Annotated in this window: 16 protein-coding genes; 7 read left to right on the top strand and 9 right to left on the bottom strand. The window is 55.3% G+C overall.

Annotated features, from left to right (window positions below; genetic code table 11):
- Positions 1-259: 259 nt before the first annotated feature.
- Positions 260-523 (bottom strand): hypothetical protein, encoded by a 264-nt coding sequence (locus AC2FPW_RS12780; RefSeq protein WP_496814030.1) that lies wholly within the window; start codon positions 521-523, stop codon positions 260-262.
- Between the two features lie 551 nt (positions 524-1,074).
- Here AC2FPW_RS12780 and AC2FPW_RS12775 point away from each other — a divergent pair.
- Together AC2FPW_RS12775 and AC2FPW_RS12770 are read left to right on the top strand one after the other, a co-directional pair.
- The gene (locus AC2FPW_RS12775; RefSeq protein ID WP_496814029.1) at positions 1,075-3,276 is read left to right on the top strand and encodes an ATP-dependent nuclease; all 2,202 of its coding nucleotides are present in this window, start codon (positions 1,075-1,077) and stop codon (positions 3,274-3,276) included.
- Entirely contained in the window at positions 3,273-5,156 is a 1,884-nt protein-coding gene (locus AC2FPW_RS12770) for a UvrD-helicase domain-containing protein (protein ID WP_496814028.1), read from the top strand. The genes AC2FPW_RS12775 and AC2FPW_RS12770 overlap by 4 nt, the downstream gene beginning before the upstream one ends.
- A gap of 115 nt (positions 5,157-5,271) precedes the next feature.
- Here the strand turns inward: AC2FPW_RS12770 and AC2FPW_RS12765 are convergent, their stop codons facing one another.
- Genes AC2FPW_RS12765 through AC2FPW_RS12755 form a run of 3 tightly spaced genes read right to left on the bottom strand, consistent with a single transcriptional unit; the run spans position 5,272 to position 10,273 of the window.
- A complete protein-coding gene (locus AC2FPW_RS12765) occupies positions 5,272-8,337 on the bottom strand; it encodes an Eco57I restriction-modification methylase domain-containing protein (RefSeq protein ID WP_496814027.1) in 3,066 nt (1,021 codons plus the stop codon).
- Positions 8,334-10,034, bottom strand: a complete 1,701-nt coding sequence (locus AC2FPW_RS12760; protein ID WP_496814026.1) for an N-6 DNA methylase — start codon at positions 10,032-10,034, stop codon at positions 8,334-8,336. Before AC2FPW_RS12760 ends, AC2FPW_RS12765 begins: the two co-directional genes overlap by 4 nt.
- 47 nt (positions 10,035-10,081) lie before the next feature.
- Positions 10,082-10,273, bottom strand: coding sequence for a ribbon-helix-helix domain-containing protein (locus tag AC2FPW_RS12755; protein WP_496814024.1), 192 nt, complete (start codon positions 10,271-10,273; stop codon positions 10,082-10,084).
- 427 nt (positions 10,274-10,700) lie between these two features.
- Here AC2FPW_RS12755 and AC2FPW_RS12750 point away from each other — a divergent pair, with 427 nt between their 5' ends.
- The 5 genes from AC2FPW_RS12750 to AC2FPW_RS12730 all read left to right on the top strand — a co-directional run bounded on the left by AC2FPW_RS12750 (position 10,701) and on the right by AC2FPW_RS12730 (position 15,559).
- On the top strand, positions 10,701-11,264 hold the full coding sequence (locus AC2FPW_RS12750) for a recombinase family protein (protein ID WP_496814023.1): 564 nt from the start codon (positions 10,701-10,703) through the stop codon (positions 11,262-11,264).
- A gap of 10 nt (positions 11,265-11,274) precedes the next feature.
- Positions 11,275-12,885, top strand: coding sequence for a transposase family protein (locus AC2FPW_RS12745; RefSeq protein WP_496814031.1), 1,611 nt, complete (start codon positions 11,275-11,277; stop codon positions 12,883-12,885).
- A 35-nt stretch (positions 12,886-12,920) separates the two neighbouring features.
- Positions 12,921-13,877, top strand: coding sequence for an ExeA family protein (locus tag AC2FPW_RS12740; protein ID WP_496814022.1), 957 nt, complete (start codon positions 12,921-12,923; stop codon positions 13,875-13,877).
- On the top strand, positions 13,874-14,581 hold the full coding sequence (locus tag AC2FPW_RS12735; protein ID WP_496814021.1) for a UPF0149 family protein: 708 nt from the start codon (positions 13,874-13,876) through the stop codon (positions 14,579-14,581). The genes AC2FPW_RS12740 and AC2FPW_RS12735 overlap by 4 nt, the downstream gene beginning before the upstream one ends.
- A gap of 414 nt (positions 14,582-14,995) precedes the next feature.
- Positions 14,996-15,559 carry a GIY-YIG nuclease family protein gene (locus tag AC2FPW_RS12730; RefSeq protein ID WP_496814019.1) on the top strand — a complete coding sequence of 188 codons (564 nt, stop codon included), beginning with the start codon at positions 14,996-14,998 and terminating at the stop codon, positions 15,557-15,559.
- A 291-nt stretch (positions 15,560-15,850) separates the two neighbouring features.
- Here AC2FPW_RS12730 and AC2FPW_RS12725 read toward each other — a convergent pair whose 3' ends face one another.
- From AC2FPW_RS12725 to AC2FPW_RS12705, 5 genes are all read right to left on the bottom strand, one after another.
- Positions 15,851-16,138, bottom strand: a complete 288-nt coding sequence (locus AC2FPW_RS12725) for a hypothetical protein (RefSeq protein WP_480774520.1) — start codon at positions 16,136-16,138, stop codon at positions 15,851-15,853.
- A gap of 13 nt (positions 16,139-16,151) precedes the next feature.
- Entirely contained in the window at positions 16,152-16,301 is a 150-nt protein-coding gene (locus AC2FPW_RS12720; protein ID WP_480774519.1) for a hypothetical protein, read from the bottom strand.
- Positions 16,302-16,444: 143 nt separating this feature from the next.
- Positions 16,445-16,792 (bottom strand): hypothetical protein, encoded by a 348-nt coding sequence (locus AC2FPW_RS12715; protein ID WP_480774518.1) that lies wholly within the window; start codon positions 16,790-16,792, stop codon positions 16,445-16,447.
- A gap of 5 nt (positions 16,793-16,797) precedes the next feature.
- A complete protein-coding gene (locus AC2FPW_RS12710; RefSeq protein WP_480774517.1) occupies positions 16,798-17,463 on the bottom strand; it encodes an AAA family ATPase in 666 nt (221 codons plus the stop codon).
- A 184-nt stretch (positions 17,464-17,647) separates the two neighbouring features.
- Complete coding sequence (locus AC2FPW_RS12705; RefSeq protein ID WP_496814016.1) at positions 17,648-18,310, bottom strand: helix-turn-helix transcriptional regulator; 663 nt, start codon at positions 18,308-18,310, stop codon at positions 17,648-17,650.
- Position 18,311 lies beyond the last annotated feature (1 nt).

Raw genomic sequence — 18,311 nt, 5'->3', positions numbered from 1 at the left:
GCCCTGTCCAATAATCAATGCGAGCCGCGCGCCTCGCGCGGATCTCCCAGACCTATTGCAAAAGCGGGCGTTACCCTTTGGGCCGAAACAAGCATGTGCAGGCGACTTGTGGCCGCGGTTAAAGCTGGCTCGGATGAGACAGGTTTAGCCGCACCTGGGCCGCAGGGAGATCGCACTTGATTGGTTCGGGTCGGAGGCCGGTCTGCCGGCGTCCGACTAGCACGCGGTCACGCGCCCATAGGCGCGGGATTTGCCAGTGTCAGTTCGTTGGCTTTTTGAACCCAATTCTATTGGCCCCTGTAGCCTCATGAAGTTCCAGGCTAAAGGCTTCCTCTATATCTCGGTGGATCAGCTCAAGAAGGTCGTTCATACCTCGCGTGCAGTCCGTCGAAACATGGGCTTTTCGCTTCGCGTCACCAACCGAAACAATGAACTCATCGCCCTGCAGCCAGATTTCGATCACTGTGCGAACCCAAGTCCAGCCCGTGTCATCCTGGTTGTCGATGATTGTGCAAATGCCCATGTGAATAGGTTCGAGATAAGTAACACCTTGGCCGTGAGAGCTAAGTGTGATGACCTGCAATCATAATCGGTTCGGCTTGCAAACGTCGTGATTTTCGGCCCGAATTAACTGCGACTATCGTGGGGCTCGAGCTCACATTATCTGCGAATGAACCCAGATTATTTGCAACCAGCTTGCAATCATCGGGCCAAACCCGGATTACGTGCGAACAGTAGGGTAGTTGGATAACACTGACTGTGAAGACTGGACGAATGCAATCGCAGCAACCGCCGTTCGTTGCGCGGCTCATGAACTGGAAAGACGCGGACAAAGCGTGAATTTGGCTTTAGCTCGCTAACGGCTGCAATGTGCAGATCACGACTGCTGGTCCCGGCAAGTCCGGCGGGAAGCCGACACTAGCTGCGGCTGCGAGATGTTAGACGCAGATTGTTGAAAGCCGACTTTTGGGAAGAAGAGCGAGGCATGCCCATGCAGGCAAAAACCAATTCCTAGCTTTGCCGGTCAACCTAAGGCATTGTTATTGAATCGAGCTATCAGAGATTGAGCACGCAATGCATTTAAGCAAGATTAGACTAAAGAATTACCGTCGCCTCGCAGACGTCAAAATTGATCTGGACAGCGAAATCTCAATCTTCGTTGGTGCGAATAACAGCGGCAAGACCTCCGTTGCACACGCAATGCACTTCTTCATAGGCGGTGCCCGTGACCGTGTCAGGTTTCATGACATAAGCGCGTGCCGATGGAGCGACATCGATGCGTTCGAAGCCGGTCAAGCAGACGCTGCACTTCCGGTCTTGTCACTTGATCTATGGTTCGGCGTCGAGCAAGCGGACCTGCATCGTGTCATCGACCTTCTTCCCAATCTTGAATGGCAAGGAGCGATGGTCGGCGTTCGTATAGCCTTCGCTCCGCGCAACGAAGATGAAACTTTGACGCGCTTTCAGGAGCGACATGCACAAGCGCAGGAAGCGGTCGCCGCCTTGGAGCATCCGGAAGGTGAGGAACAGTATGTTGCTCCGCCGCGAACGCTGCGCGAATATCTCGAAGATGAGCTCCAGCGAGAGTATGAGTTCAAGTATTTCGTCCTTGATGAAGCCCAATTCAACGAAGAGCTTGAGCCAAACGAAGGTTACGAACCGCAAGAGCTGCTGAGGGATCAAGGTCGCACGGGAAAGGACATCGTCAATTCACTGATCAAAGTCGATTTCCTACACGCACAACGTCATCTTTCAGACAGTGAGGGAGGCAGCCGCGCAGAAGAACTATCCCGGCACCTTAGCCGCTATTACCAAAGGAACCTTCAGCGCCACGGCGACGATTACAATGCGATCAGGGCGTTAGCGGATTCGGAGATACTGCTGAATCAGCATCTCGAACAGGTCTTCGCGGATACCCTCCAGCGGCTAGCCCAATTAGGATATCCGGGGCTGACCAATCCGCGCCTGATGATCAAATCCGCGCTTAATCCTGCGACGGTAATGAACAGCCAGGACGGTGCCCATGTTCACTACGCTCTGAACGACGAGGGCCTGACGCTCCCCGACAAATATAACGGGCTCGGTTTCAAAAACCTGATCTATATGGTGGTCGAACTTCTCGATCTTCACGCACAATGGCTGGCAACGGAAGATAAGCGCCCGCCTCTGCATCTGGTGTTTGTCGAAGAGCCGGAAGCCCATTTGCATGCCCAGTTGCAGCAAGTCTTCGTCAACAAGGTGTTGGAAATTCTAGCGGCGGAAGATGACGCGCCGGATGGTTTCCACACGCAACTCGCGCTGACAACGCATTCTCCGCATATCCTGTACGAGCGCGGTTTCCAGCCCATCCGCTATTTCAGGCGTGAAGGCACAGGCATTGCACAAGCGTCCAAGGTCCTGAACCTGTCGGAGTTCTATCGCACTACAGCCAACCCGAGCCGTGATTTTCTGGAACGCTATTTGAAGCTAACGCACTGTGACCTTTTCTTTGCCGACGCGGCTGTTCTCGTCGAGGGCAATGTCGAACGGCTGGTGATGCCGCAGATGATTGCAAAGGCAGCGCCCGGTTTGCGTTCCTGCTACCTTAGCGTTCTCGAAATCGGTGGAGCCTATGCTCACCTGTTCCGGACACTTATAGAGTTCATCGGGATAACCACGCTCGTAGTCACCGATCTGGATAGCGTAAACGGACCCGCCGACGAGGATAACGAGGATGATGCCGAACTGGTGGACGGCGACGATGACGAGAATGAAGTTGTGGCGGGCAGCACTTGCACTCCTGAAACTCCGGACGCGTTGACGTCGAACCAGATGCTTGCCCAATGGTTGCCTGGCACAAACAGGATCGACGAGCTCTTGGGTGCCGATGAAGAAGCCAAGACAATTGCGGCAGATGACTTTGGGTTAGGCGCTATCCGTGTCACCTATCCCTGCACCGTCAATCTTGCGCGTGGCGACGAACAGATAGAGCGCGCCGGTCGCACGCTCGAAGTCGCCTTCGCATTCGACAATCTGGAGTGGACACAGGAAATCGCCAATCGGGAGCTGAGACTCCGGGTGCGCGCACCACAAAATCTGGAAGACTTAGCACGACGTCTCCACGATAAAGTTCATAGTTCGAACTACAAGAAAACGGATTTCGCGCTCGCACTACTTGCCAAGGACCCTGACGCCTGGAACGTCCCTCGCTACATTGCCGAAGGCTTGGAATGGCTCGAAGCCACTCTGGGGGTAGCGGAGGAAGACGAAGAGCAGCAACAAGGTGACGCCGCATGACAAGCCGCATAGGCAAGCCCAATACAGATACCGACACGGCGCTTCACGAGCGGCTCGCAGGCGACGGCAACCGGCATTTTGTGATGGTGGCGGGAGCGGGTTCGGGAAAGACAACATCGCTCGTGAAAGCCCTAGCGCAGATCGAACGCACTCAAGGGTCTGCCCTGCGCCGCAACGGGCAACAAGTCGCATGCATTACCTACACCGAAGTGGCCGTGGAAGAAATTCGCGGAGACGTCGGGAATGATGAACTGTTCCACGTCTCGACCATCCATAGCTTCCTCTGGACTGTCATAAAGCCATTTCAAAACAATCTTCGGGAATGGGTAAGCAACCGGTTGCAAGAGAAGATTACAGAAGAGCAAGAAAAAATCGACAATCCGCGAACAAGAGAAGCCACGAAAGCCCGCGCCGCGGAGAACATCGAACGGTACAATCGACAACTAACGGAAATTAGTGCAGTGAAGAGCTTCCGGTACGGGACCGGTAGTGACTACGCGAACGGCGTTCTCGGCCATAGCGATATCCTGAAAATCGGCCCCGAATTTATCGCCGAACACGCATTGATGCAGACCCTTCTGACACGTCGCTTTCCGGTCATCTTTGTCGATGAAAGTCAGGACACAGACCCTGCTTTTGTGGATGCGCTCCGCGAAGTGGCGCGGGCGGTTCCAATAGGCTTCTGTCTCGGTTTTTTCGGCGATCCGGTCCAGAAGATTTACATGCAAGGTGCCGGACCTATTCCGCCAGAAGAAGGATGGGAGACGCTTGAAAAGCCGGAAAACTTCCGGTGTCCGCAGGCCGTGCTTCGCGTCATCAACCGTATCAGGGCGGAAGACGACCAGCTTGAGCAAACGCGCGGACGCCACGTTGTGGTGAACGGGGAAGACGCTCCCGCCGAAGGGTCAGCCAGAGTATTGATCCTGCCCGCCGATGATCGGCGACAGGAACGTCTGGAAGAGGCGCGTCGCTGGCTGGTAGAACAAGACGGTGATGAAGGCTGGTTGGAGCAAGAAGACGAGGAAGCGTTGCGGCTATTGGTCCTGGTCCACAGGATGGCGGCAACCCGACTTGGTTTTCCAAACCTCTACAGCGCGCTTAACGACAGATCACCGGAGGATCTTAGCAGCGGCCTGATTGACGGGACTGCTTGGGTGGTACGTCCATTCCTGTCGTACATTCTTCCAGTAGCGCTCGCGCGTCACGAAGGGCGAGAATTCGAGATTATGCGACTGCTTCGCAAGCACTGCCCGCGGTTGCAGCCGGACGCGCTGGCTGGTGTCGACACCGCGGGACTTCTGAATGACCTACAGGGGCAGATCGGCGAACTGGTGGCGATGTTGGACGCCGGGGGTGACGCGCGCGTCGGCGATGTCCTCCGTTTCATGGGAGACAATAACCTGTTGGCGTTCGACGATCGTTACGTCAAGCTCATCGACCTGTACGCGGGTGCGGCTGAACCTGTTGCTGAGCCCGCGACCGACAATGCCGCTCTTCGTTTCATGCAGTGCGATGCATCGGAGTTATGGGGATATCGAAAATATATAGAGAAGATGTCTCCGTTCGCCACGCAGCAAGGCATCAAGGGCGCGGAGTTCGACAAGGTGATCGTCGTTGTTGACGATCAGGAAGGGCGAACAAACACCTTCTCCTACGGTAAATACTTCGGAGTAACGCAGCTATCGGCAACTGATCAGGGACACATCAATGCCGGAAGGGATTCCGTCATCGATCGAACGCGGCGTTTGTTTTATGTTTGCTGCTCGCGTGCGCTTTCCGACCTGGCGGTCGTTATCTTTGCAGAAGACACGGCAAAGATGCGCGAGGCTCTTCTTGCAAAGGGGTTCTTTGAAACAGACTCAATCTTCGCGCTCTCATAGCCCAAGATTCTAACCGCGTTCGATGGACTCGTGGCGAAATGCAACCTAGCTGAATTTGCGTGTAAGACCTTGTTTTTGCCCAGTTGAGCTTTTTTGGTTGGCTCAAGACCCACGATCAAGCTGGGATCGGTACAGCTCTGACTACTTCCATATCTTCTGGTGAGAGTTCAAACAGCGAAGTTACTCGCGTTTCAATCTGGTCACGCAGCGCGGCCGTGTTGCGCTCATGTAGCGTCTTTTGATGCGGCACCCGAGCCGCTTGCGCGGCATCGTTTGCCGCGATCAACTGCGTGACAAGAGCTTCGATATTTGCTCTCTCCGCCGGCGTTGCCTGCGGAATCGGCAAGTGCCCGATGAACTGCTTTCCGTGCGAATAGTATCCACCCCTGAACGAGCTGGTGTGCGTCCGCACCATCGCTTCGCTCAAAGGGTGGTGCAATACAGCCAACAGAAAGAAATTTGTTTCCGGTGCGCCATCGCGCGGTCTAATCAGATAATATGGACCGTTTCCGCCGCCTGTCATCATGATGTTGGTGTCATCGTAGGCATAACGAGCCTCACGGGACAGGATCGGCAGGATGATCTTGGGGCTGTCGAACTTCGTTAGGCTCTGTGAGCGCCCGAACTGATAGAACTGCCGTGTAGCCGCTGTGCCGCCGACGATATTGCGCCGTTGCAGCTCAGCTTGACGCGCTGTCAGATAAGCCATGCAGAGCGGAAACCGGCGCGCCATATCTGGAGGTTGGATCAGCTGCGCTGTTGTACGGGCACCGTTGACGATCTCATAGGGGAAAATCATCCAGGTATTTGCCTCAGCGCGCGCGTACGGGTGCAGTGTGACATCATGTAAGCAAGGCCTAAGTATATCCCGCTCGATCGGCCAATCACGGCCGTCCCACCGCAGCGTCACGGTGTTCGGCGTGCTGCTGACCTCGTGGAAGATGTAGATTGCATCGGCGCTGGTTTGGACGCCGACGAAGATTTCCGATGCTTCCCCCAACTCGCGACCGCAGGCAGCGCGCACACGCGTAAACAGCGCGCGCGTGGCTGCATCGGCGAATTGCCACGGATCATCCGTCAGCTCAGCGGCCGGCATCGTGCTTCTCGGCCCTGGCATACCATACCGCCACAAATCCAACGCTTCGACCCGCTCCACGGTCACATCAGTTCTTCCCTGCCGGTCGAGGATCAACAGACAGGTGTAGTTTGTTGCAAGGCGTCCAAAGACTTGCTGTACGCCGAAATGCACGATCTCTTCGAGCGGATGCCCGGCCGTCACCAACAGTCGAAGTGCCCGCCCGGCTTGAATCGTCATGAATTTATGCGGGACAATGAAGCCAAGCCGACCGTCTGGCCTTACAAGGCCCAGCGAGCGTTCAATGAACAGCGCATACTTGTCGAAGTTGTCCTGACGCGCCGTTGTGTAGGGAGACCCCGCAGATTGGTAAAAGGCGGCTTCCTCCGGCGAGTATGTCTGCATGTTCTGAATGCGAATATAAGGCGGGTTTCCAACGATCACGTCGAAGCCACCGCGTGCGCTCTCCGCCGGGAACTCGGCCGCCCAGGAGAAAGGATTGACCTTATCCAGAAGCCGTGCTGGCAGTGCGCCGCGCGCCGCAAACCACTCGGCTTGGCTGACAAGGCTATTGCCTGCGCGCAGCGTTCCATCCAGCTCCGGCAGCGCCGACGTGCCAGTGCGATCGACATACTCTCGCAAACCGGCTTCGCTCTCGTCTTCGATTAGCTTCAAAAGAAGGCTGAACTTGGCGACCTCGACCGCATTGGCGTCAATATCGACGCCGCGCACATGCGCGAGCAGGATGCGCCGCTTTTCCTCGAAGGTCAGACGCCACAGCCCCGCCCCGGCTTCATAGATCGTGTGGCCCACATGGTTTTCGCGATCGTTCGCCAGATACCAGGACAGATAGTGGTCCGTCAGGAACTCAAAAACCGACAAGAGGAAAATGCCCGAGCCGCAGCAAATGTCGGCCGCGGTGAAGGCCGCAAGATTAGCCGGAGACTGTCCGGCCAGTTTCGGCCCAAGCGTGCGCTGCACAATCGCATCGACGATGTAGCGCGGCGTCGGTACGACGCCGCCGCTGTCCCGCACCTCGGGTTTGCTGACGATCTCGACGTTGCCATGCGCGTCGATCGTGATGATCTCGCCCAGAAACTGCTCGTAAATTTCCCCGAGGACTTCGGTTTCCACGACCGCGAAGGTGTAGGGGCTTTGCGGGTAGTAAAGCTCGTTGATGATGCCACTTAGCACATCGTCGCTGATGCGAATCCCGAGCCGGGCATCATCTAGCAGCCGGAACAGACCGGAATCATAGAAGGCGTCCGCGCGCCGCAGCTCCGCCATAAGAGCATCGAAACTGTTGCCGGCGGTCAGGCCACGCAGGGTTTCATAGCGTTCTATGTCGCGATCTTCACAGATGCGCAGGAACACGATCCGCGAAAGGAACAGTTGCACCGCATAGGTTAGTTCGTCCGGCGACAGGCCAGGGACTTGCTGGTGAATATCTCTTGTGAGACGCTCGCGCCACGACCGCACCTGGCGCAAGAAAAAGTCGTCAAACTGATCGGCACCGTGGCGGGTCACATCGACGGCGAAGCGGCGATCAAAATCGCCAGAGTACACCGCCTCGCGCGACAGAAGCGGCCAAAGCTCGTCGAAGCGCGCCTCAAATTCATCGTATCCAACAAGCAGAATGCGTGCGACATGCGCTTCATCGGTGAGATTTGGAGAGGGCCGGCAGTCATAGACCGCCAGCTGAAGAAAGTTGGTCAGGACCGAGATCGGCAGGCTTGCCGAGTAACCGTAGCGCCGCGTCTGAAATGCGGCGTCCCGACTCCGGTCAATGCGCACATTTGGCTTTTTGGCTTCGACGAAGAGCTTGCGCTGACGTGCAAGGCGCAGCTCGTAGTCCGGCTTCTTGGAGAGCCGCTCCTCGCCGACTTCAACTGTTGCCTCTTCGATAACTTCCCGAAGCCCGAGCGGTTGGCCGGCGGCGTTGTGCACGTCCCATCCAAATGCAGCGAGCAGCGGCGTGATGAAATCTGTGCGCGCCTGCGTCTCATTATAGGCCGCGCGCAGATAATCTGCTTCGTTGCGCCGGAAGTTCTGGACGAGATCAGCCACCCGCGCACGGGCAGCGTCCTTCGGGTTAACGGCTGTCATGCCGTACGTTTCCGGGCACCGCGACGGCGAGAGTTCCGCCGATCCCGCATCTGCGTCCAGACGCTTTTCAAAAGATCACACTCCGCCGATGTCAGTCCCATGTGCTCGCGGAGAATAATTTTTGCATTCTCCTCCAGAACATCATCGAGCCGTCCCGCACGGACGAGCTGATCCACTTCCTTGAGCGGCATCGCTCCGTTGAGCTGTGCGGGCACAAGCAACCGTTCGGCTTCGGTCGGTTCAAGCTCCAAAACGCCGCCGCCATAGCTTCGCCCTTCGATCTCGGCCGAAGCCGCCGTAAGCCAGGTATAGGTATTGGCGATCACTCGTTCAGGCTTCGCACCGTGGCTACGCATCCGGTGAATCGTGTCGGTTGACGTCGCTCCTGAAGAGTTCAGCACCATGCGGGGGAAGTCGTAAATCTGACGGAACGCGAAACCGTCCGGCACCCAGACAGATGGGACCAGATACCAAGGTTTTCGGATGGAGCATTTGTACCCCATGTGAAATTCTTGTCGTTCGCCTTCCTCGATATAATTCTGAAGGTTTGCGCTGATGTCGTTAGCTTGCGCCTTCGAGATGTTAAGGAGGTGGACGCGACCACCATCGGCTGCCAAGGATTGCCAGTCATCCTTTCCGATATTACTGCCCTTTAGTTGGGCGGATCGTGACACTAGTGGCGTCGTGTAGCCCTCGAGTCCAAGATCTTCGACCTGATCAGCCGAGAGGACAAAGAATTCGTTCTTCCCAGTGACGACACCCACGTCAATGCTTGCGTGCGTGGACATGGGCGTCGTGATCGCCGCATCACGCAGAGCACGCATGAAGGTAATCTGCCGATTGTCGAGGAAGTATTTCAGCCACTTCTCGCTATCATGCCGGATCGTCTTCGGCTCCGCCTGATCCAGGATCAAAGCGGGTTTGACATCGGTAATATCTGCAACCGTCGCGGCAGCCGTTAGAGAAACGCTACAGGTATTGTCCTCGGACGCCGTTGCCAAAGCGCCATCGGCAAGTAGCAGGACGACCTCTTGCTCCGCCTTCTCGAAGAACAGCTCATTGCAGGCAATCACGTCGATCCGCTCGAAGTGATCAGTCAGATAGGAGCGCAGCTGCGCTGCATAAGTGACTTGCAGGATTTCCGCTGGCAGCACGAGCGCAAGGCGGCCACCAGCTTTGAGGCTGGCCGTCGCGGCAACCACGAACGGTACCCAGATGTTAGTTAGGCGATTTGGCTTCAGCCCCTGATCACCCATAATTTGCATGGCGATGGTGCGATGCGGCTCTGGGAAAGATTGGTAGCGAATGAACGGTGGATTTCCGATGATCGCGTCAAAGGTCGGCTGGACAGAGTCAGCCCACCACGCAAAAAAGTCCGAGTTTTCAACAACCTTTTCAGCGGACTTGCCGATCACGCCTTGAAGGCGCGTTTTTGCAGCTTCCGCTTCTGCCGCAATGATCTCGACACCTGTCAGATGTCGTCCGATCTTTGCTGGCGTTGCACCAAGCTCACGAAGCCGGTTTGCGGCTGCCTCCAAGAAGGCACCATCGCCGCAGCTTGGCTCGAGAACAACATCCTCTGCAGATTGGATAACCCAACCACACAACCATTCAGCGACCTTTGATGACGTGTAATAACCACCGCGCAACTTATCCTCGTCCAAATCGGCGAAGCGACCACGTGGGGCCGCATTCAAAGTTCTACCCTTCGGCGCGGTAGTATATGATCTGGTACGCGCGGCTTTCATTCTTTCCCCACATGAAGTAGCGGCATTTCATCCTTTAGAAGGCGGTCGATTGCTTCGCGCACGACCCATGCCACTGATACCCGGTTCTTTCGGGCAATTTCGTTAATCTCGCGATGCTGCTCGGCTGTGAGACTGACAGACAGGCGATGTACGGATTTGTCATCGTTGTTTTGGGTGTCGGCTGGCATGGCAAATACACCGTTTCATCAATTTGCACCACGATACACCATAGTGGTGACTTCAGCAAGACTCCCGCACGGAGTATCAGGACCTATCGTCGAAAATTCCGCGTAAAATGCAGTCTTTATTGGCCGAGCGTCCTGCCCTACTCAGGATTAAAAGCTCGGCCAGGCCCCCGGCAAAACCTTCGTAGTTTTCGCAGTGTTTTGCTGCGGCAATGATACTATGGGCTCTTCCACCTCTTTCGCCGCGTAGATCATAAAGGGCTGGTCTGGGATGAGTTGCCTTTGGGTGTCTGGGAAACGAGGGTTTCTTGGACGGTATACGGCTGATGTTTTTCCATCTTGATATCGCTTGATAATTTTGTCCGTTTACCGCGTCTGGAAATCACCGTATGCATTTGATCAATCGGATTGAATATTCAGACGGATTTTCATGCTCATTGGCTATGCACGTGTATCGACAGAAGTTCAGAGCCTTGCCTTGCAGCATGATGCGTTGCGTGCCGCAGGCTGCGAGAGGATTTTCGACGATAAGGTAAGCGGGGCCAATAGCGAGCGTCCAGGTCTGAGCAAAGCTCTGGAGCAGCTCCGGGATGGTGACACGCTGGTTGTCTGGCGGCTGGATCGAATGGGGCGGTCGCTGAAGGATCTGATTGCCCGTGCTGAAGAATTGAAGGAAATGGGTGTTGGCCTGAAAAGCCTTCAGGAATCCATCGACACCACATCGAGCGGTGGTCAGCTTATCTTTCACATGTTCGGTGCATTGGCCGAGTTCGAGCGCAATCTGATCCGGGAACGTACACAAGCTGGCCTGACTGCGGCACGGGCACGTGGACGCAAGGGTGGTCGCAAAAAGGTGTTGGATCGCAAGAAGCGGGCTCATGCTGTCCGGCTTTATCATTCCCGTGAACACACAATCCCGGAGATATGCAATCTGATGGGTATCTCACGAGCCACGCTTTATGCCTATGTGGATGAGTTTGCCGATGGCAAATAAGGGCATCCGCATACCGGCCGAGACATTGCTGGCGCTGAGAACCAGATTGGCGGGATTGCCGCCACGATCAGCAACACGGCGGGAGGAAGTTGGTCGGGTCGCGGATCTCTTTGGTGTCAGTTCATCCACTGTCTATCGCGCTCTAAAATCACTGCACCAGCCCAAGGGTCTTCGGCGAGCTGACCGTGGCAAGCCACGTGGCATCTCCGAGAAAGACATGGTGCGGTATTGCGAGATCATTGCCGCGCTGAAAATGCGGACGAACAACAAGAAGGGGCGGCACCTCTCGACCAACCGGGCCATTGAACTTCTGGAAGAACACGGTGTGGAAGCGCCGGATGGCCACGTGCAGCCTGAGATGGGCCTGTTGAAACGTTCAACCGTAAATAGGTGGCTAAAAGATTGGGGTTTTGATCAACCGCGTATGACACGCGCAACGCCAGCTGTCCGGTTTGTGGCCCGCCATTCCAACGCCAGCTGGCAATTCGATATCAGCCCATCAGATCTGAAGCACATTACGCAACCAGCCTGGGTAGACCTGAAGCGCGGTCAGCCGACGATGATGCTTTACAGCGTTGTGGATGATCGCTCCGGCACCTCCTATCAGGAATACCGCTGTGTCTATGGCGAGGACGCCGAAAGCGCGCTGCGTTTCCTGTTCAACGCCATGGCCCCGAAGGAAGATACAGAGTTCCAGGGCATTCCCGAGATGATTTATCTCGACAACGGCCCTGTTGCGAAAAGCCTGGTGTTCCAGTCGGTGATGGAACAGCTTGGAGTGGACTGGAAAACCCACATGCCTGCAGGGTCAGATGGTGCCCGAGTGACCGCGCGATCAAAGGGCAAGGTTGAGCGTCCATTCCGAACCGTGAAGGAAGCCCATGAAACTCTGTATCACTTCCACAAACCTGAAACCGAAGCGGAGGCCAATCTCTGGCTGAGGAACTTCATCAGCAAATACAATGACAAGCCCCACCGCCGGGAACCGCACAGCCGGATCGAAGACTGGATTGCCAATCTGCCGGATAGCGGCATTCGCGAGATGTGTTCCTGGGAACGCTTCTGCGCCTTTGCCCGCGAGCCGGAGCGCCGCAAGGTTGCCGCCGATGCACGGGTGTCAATTGATGGCGCATTCTACGAGGTCGATGGCAATCTTGCAGGCGAAGAGGTGCTGCTGTGGTGGGGTTTGTTCGATCACGAGTTATTCGTGGAATGGAATGACAAGCGCTATGGTCCGTATCGGCCGGAAGGTGGGCCAATTCCGTTGCATCGGTATCGGAAGCGCAAACCTTCGCCGCGAGAAAAACGCGCCGAAGCGGTGGCCAAACTGGCGGAGCAGATCAGTCTGCCGCGTGCAGCACTGAGCGGCTCGGATTTTGATGTCGCCCCGGCCGAGGTCGTGCCTCTCCCAAAGGTCAAATTTACCGATCCGGACCCATGGGGCCAGATTGCCTATGAAAACGAACTCAGTGCGCGGAGAGGGATATCCTATCTTCTGGATCGGCCTCTGGCGGAGCTTTCACCGGATGACCGCACTTTCGTCGGCGAGCTGGTCGGTCGAACACTGAACAAGGCCGAGATTGAAGCGGCTATCAAAGCGCGCTTCCGGCGCGGGAAATAAGAAAGAGGGACGAGCAGGTGTTAAACAGGCAGGTCATGCAGCATTTCCACATAGAGCGGGTGTGGAGCCAGGCTGGCTACTTTGAAACCGAACGGCTGGTCCAATTCCGCGAGGATGTGATGGCGGCCATCATGGCCGGGGATCTGATTGCGATTTCCGGCCCGGTGGGTGTAGGCAAGACGGTGATGATCAACCGTCTTCAGGATCAGATCACCGCCGACAAAAAGATCATCGTGGCGCGCAGCCTTTCAGTCGACAAACCACGTGTTGTATTGCCTGCCCTGATCACAGCGCTTTTCCTCGACATCACCGGCGATCCGGACATGAAAGTGCCCACCCAGCCTGAACGCCGGGAACGGTTACTTCAGGAAGCCGTGCGCAAAGCCAAGAAACCAATCGCTCTCTTCATCGACGAAGCCCATGATCTGCACGGCCATACGCTCAACGGGTTGAAACGACTTCGGGAGGTTATCAGCGCAGGCGGGGGCTCTCTATCCGTGGTTCTGGTCGGCCATCCCCGGCTTCAGAACGACCTGCGGCACGCGACGATGGAAGAAATCGGCCACCGGACAACCAAGTTCGAGTTCAGCAGTATCGGCGATGAACGCCGGGAATTTGTGTCCTGGCTTCTGGGACGTTGTCTCGCGGATGACGTTGACCCGTCTGATGTCTTTGAAGATGCCGCACAGGAATATCTGGCAGAGCGTTTATCTACCCCGCTCCAATTTGCCGAGCATCTGAACCGGGCGTTCACCGATGCCTATCGTATGGGTGCTGATCAGGTCACACGCGACATTGTTGAGGAAACCATCTCGGTTGGCTTCGACGATCTCGATGCGCGGCTGGCCCGGATCGGCTACAGCCCCAAGGCGCTGGCCGATCTCACCGATACCCGCCTCCCGGAAATCCGCCGCTTCCTGAAAGGGCAGTTGGATACCGACAGAACCGACGAACTCTCTATCCTCATGCGAAAAGCAGGGCTGCCGATATGAACCTGAAAGCCGAACTATCCGAGCGCGAAGAGCAAATACTGGATGATTTCCTTGGTCGTGTTCGTGGTGGTGCGATACCGAATATCGAAGCGCTCGACGGGTTCTTTGCTGCACTGGCATGTTGTCCGGATCTGGTCATGCCGAGCGAGTACATGCCCATTCTTCAAACCGGCGAGACCGACGACGGGGATCTGGACTTCGAAAGCATAGAAGAGGCTGAGCAGTTCATCGAACTGGTCAACAGGCACTGGAACCATGTGAACCAGCAGCTGGATTCCAAAGAGGTCTACCTGCCGCTCCTGTTTGAAGATGAGCAGGGGAAGGTTCAGGCAAACCACTGGGCTCAAGGATTCCTCCTGGGCACCAATCTTCGACCGAATATCTGGCCCGAAATCATGGATGATGAAAACGAGGGTGGTGCCATGGTGCCGATCTGGGCGCTGGCTTATGAGCACCACGAAGATCCGGAGATGCGCCCCTATGACGAGCCCATATCGGATGAAAGAAGAGAAGAACTGGTTGTCGGTGCTGCCGCGGGCGTCATGCGGATGCATCGATTTTTTCTGAAACAGCGCAATCTATACACCTCGCCTGCCGGAACATTCACACACCAAGGCGGAAAGGTCGGTCGAAACGAGCCCTGTCCTTGTGGGTCCGGAAAGAAGTTCAAGCAGTGTTGTGGACGGCGTTCCATGCTCCACTGAACCCGTTCGCACGTAATCCGGGTTCAGTCGGATGATTGCAGGCTGGTTGCAAATAACGTGGGTTCATTCGCAGTTAAATTAGGTTTGGTGCCTTGGATAGACGCAGCTAATTCGGGCCGTAAATCACGATGATTGCAAGCCGAGCCGATTATGTTTGCAGGTCAGTACAGCTAAGGCAAGCGTCTCTGTACTGACTGGCTGGCTCAAAATCTGAGAACGGCGGAACACCTGAGACCTTGGATTTGTCGCACCCAAGGTATTCAGGCAGCTCGCTCAAAACCTTGTCGCGGACGGTACGCACACCTTTACATAGCTCGATGGTCTTTTCGCCGTAGGATTTTGTAAGGGCCTGAAGGCCCGCATATTTTGTCATTGGAATAGCCGATCCGAAAGTTGGTTCGTTCAAGATGTCCAATGCGTAGCGGACAACCTTTGGTTTGTCGAAACTTGTTTTTCTCGCCTCTGATACGGCGTAGGATTCAGAGAAATTACCGGCCTAAACCGCGTTTGGGATATGCAATGAGACGATCACGCAGCAAGAGACGACGTTCCGCTGAAGTTCGCTGGCTCGCACAGCGAGTAAAGACAGGGACGGTTTATCTGATGTTAAGCCGCGACAAGCCGGATCTGTTTAAGATCGGTTTCACGGAGCGGCTGACAAAAGAAAGGCGGCGAGAGTTAGAACGTGCCTCTGGCGAACAGCTAACCATTGCCTACTCGGTGTCGTTGCCCTGGGCATACGCGACGGAACAACGACTGCATAAGTTCTATCGTCGTCGCCTGCGCGGATCAGCGCCAGAGCTGGGAACGGAGTGGTTTCGTCTGAGACGTTGGGAAAGCCTGCAGGGTGTTCGAAGGCGCATGAACAGCATAGCAAAGCTGACTGAATGGGAAGCGAGAATTAAACTGTCGTGGGGCAAGGGCATCGAGGTCCGCAGCTTCACGAACCCAAATGTCTTTGCGGATGCTCAAAAATGAAAGGCGGCATCATGCCTGAAGAAGAAGAACGGGTTTGTCTGATCGACGAGGATACAGACGAGCGCGCGGCCTATTACTACGGCCCAGGTTGGAGGGCCTTAGACACCTTGCCTGAAGCTGGGATAATCGACTGCATAAGCGTGACCGGTTTGCTTCGCGTTATTGACGCATCGAAACCGAGAGAGGCTATACGGTCCAGTGATGACAAGGGGCCGCGTAGGGTCGCATTGGGGTTAGCTCATAAGCCGGGAAAGATTTGGGCGGTCGCATGGCGGCCGAGATCCTGACGCCCTACCCTTCCTTCGCTGCTTGGAATGCGTGCTGACAGGCTTGGAACAGCAGCGCGGAATCCACGTCGATGTGCTGGACAGCACGGCGATCTCCTTTGGTCACACGAATAGACTGGTTTGCTGTGAGCAAATGGACTGACGCACCATCGAGCTGTGTACTGCAGAAAAAGTTGCCGCCATTGTCAGTTTCTTCAATCTCGCATGATCGGAGAAATTGAAACAGATTGGCCTCTGACCGTTCCAGGCGAAGCCTCAAGGCGGCGGCGATGTCGTGAATGTCTTTACTCATCGAAGATCCAACCTTAGCTCAACCGCTCCAAGAGGCGCTGTTCAAGCTCGATTTCCAATTGCAGTCTTGTTTGCTCGTTGGGATCTTCAGTTGCAGCAAGCATTTTTTGCAGGGTTTCAATACGGCGTTGATAAGTCTGTTGTTTTGCGTTGAGCGTACTCAAGGCCGCACTCCCGGTTTAGAAGAAAAGAAGGCCCGCCGAAGCGGGCCAGTTATTCCTTTTTCGCCACGAAAAAGGTTTAGAAATTGAGTAGCAGATTTCTCCATCAAGTCCAGCCTGGACGGAGCTGCGCACGTAGCCATTTGCTAGGTCTGTTCGTCGCCATCCGGTCCCATAAGTTCCTCTAGCATCCGCCAATACGGCACATTCTGCTCGTCACAGCGCGCCTTGAAGGCGTCCAGCACCCTTTTTGGGCCAGTCACAAGGAACTTGTCTTGCGGCTCTGTCTGGCGGCGTCCAGCGCGTCTGGGGGACTTTTTGGCAGCGGACGGTCTCTTAGGCTCACGGCTGACGAAACCCAGATCAGCGCCGCCCTCTGCCGCTTCCTGCAGCTTTTCGGGGGCAACGGTCTTTCTGTTGCTCTTGAGAGGGATTTTAGTCGGCTCGCTGCCGCTATCGGTGTCGTCGTCGTCACCAAAACCATAATTGCCCATGTCCCCTACCCTTTCAGCAGTTCCAAGGTGTTCATTGCGAACGCCTTGGCATTTACGGTCGCTTTGCCAACATTCGATACTTTTGCCGAGTCCAGCTCAGCCAGCAAATCAGCGTCGCGGAAAATGCGGGTGTATGCTGCTCGGCGCACTAGCGCCGTATCCAGAACAGGCACACCATTCAGCGCGGCACGAACGTCTTTCTCGTCATTCGTCTGAAACGCGGCATTGGTCCGGACCATCAGCAATGAATACTTGATTTCGCGGTTGATCATCTTGGATGTGCGCTGGACCAGCTTAACAGCACGTGATGCCTGTCGTGTTTCCATCGGAGTGGGTTCAAACGGGATAATGCAAAGGTCGCTTTGGGACATAGCAAAGGTGACGATCTGTGACGCCGTACCTTCCATGTCCATCAACAGCACCTCGCACTTGTCCTCATAGGCCGCAACGAGGTCGAGTAGTTCGTCCTCAGCAGGTCCATCGACAACCTCGAAAGGCAGCTCTGCGTCCTTCTCTTTGCGCCGGTCGCGCCAATTGACCAGGTTGTTGTTCGGGTCACAGTCAAACACTGCGACTTTGTAATCCATTTTCGCAAGCTGTTCGGCCAAGAGGAAACACGATGTCGTCTTGCCTGTGCCCCCTTTGGGGTTCACGAAACTGATGCTGATCACTGCTCTATCCTTCGTTGCTTCGCCTGCCTCTGGCGATAGTAATATTGATATTAGTTTTGATATTGATATTAAGGCAGGCTGCGCAAGTCAATATCAATATTACACTCAATATTGATTTCAATATCATATTAACAGCAATATTGATATTAATATTAGGTAGCAGAGCCGCATACACGGCCACCGATCAAAGCAAGCTGGCGCGGCTGGCTTTGTGAATGAGACTGAAGTTGGTGCGGCAACCCACTCTTTTTCTTGCCGATTTCAGGCGGGCTTTCACAGCAGCAGGGGTCAAGTCTAGTTCACCTGCAATCTCGTTTACGCCCATGTCCATTGCCAACAGACGCACAACCTCAACTTCTTTTTCGTTCAGCTCTACAGATTCAGAGGCGAGGTCAACGAAACCATCGAACCAATCAGAAATGCTCTGCAATTCGCTATCTTCAAACTCTCGGTCGTACCGCGCCGCAGTCAGCAGAGACTTCTTGAAACCCTTTGTTCGGCTCAGGGAGACACCATAGATCAACCCATACTTGGCACTGGCCTGAAAGACCTTCCAGGGATCAGGCAAGCGAATTTCGGACCAACGCTTTGTCATCGAAATAGAGGATAGGGCGGAAAGAACGATCGGGTCTTTGGACACATAGCTCTTTTCGATGTATTCGGTCTGCCATTCCTTGTCGAAAGTGCTGTCGTAATACTTAAAGCCAAGTGGCGTATAGTTGATGATCAGCGTGAAACCCGAGTTAGCAATCTCAGAGATCCACTTACGGTCCTCGATGTAGTTACCCACGTTGGTAGGCTGATCCACGGTGACGATAGAGCCGTTTAGGTCGCTTGGATTATACACT

It is taken from the genome of Ruegeria sp. SATB027 (assembly GCF_059613825.1).
The sequence above is the reverse complement of the archived record's forward strand: the minus strand, read 5'-3'. Positions and strand labels throughout refer to the sequence as shown.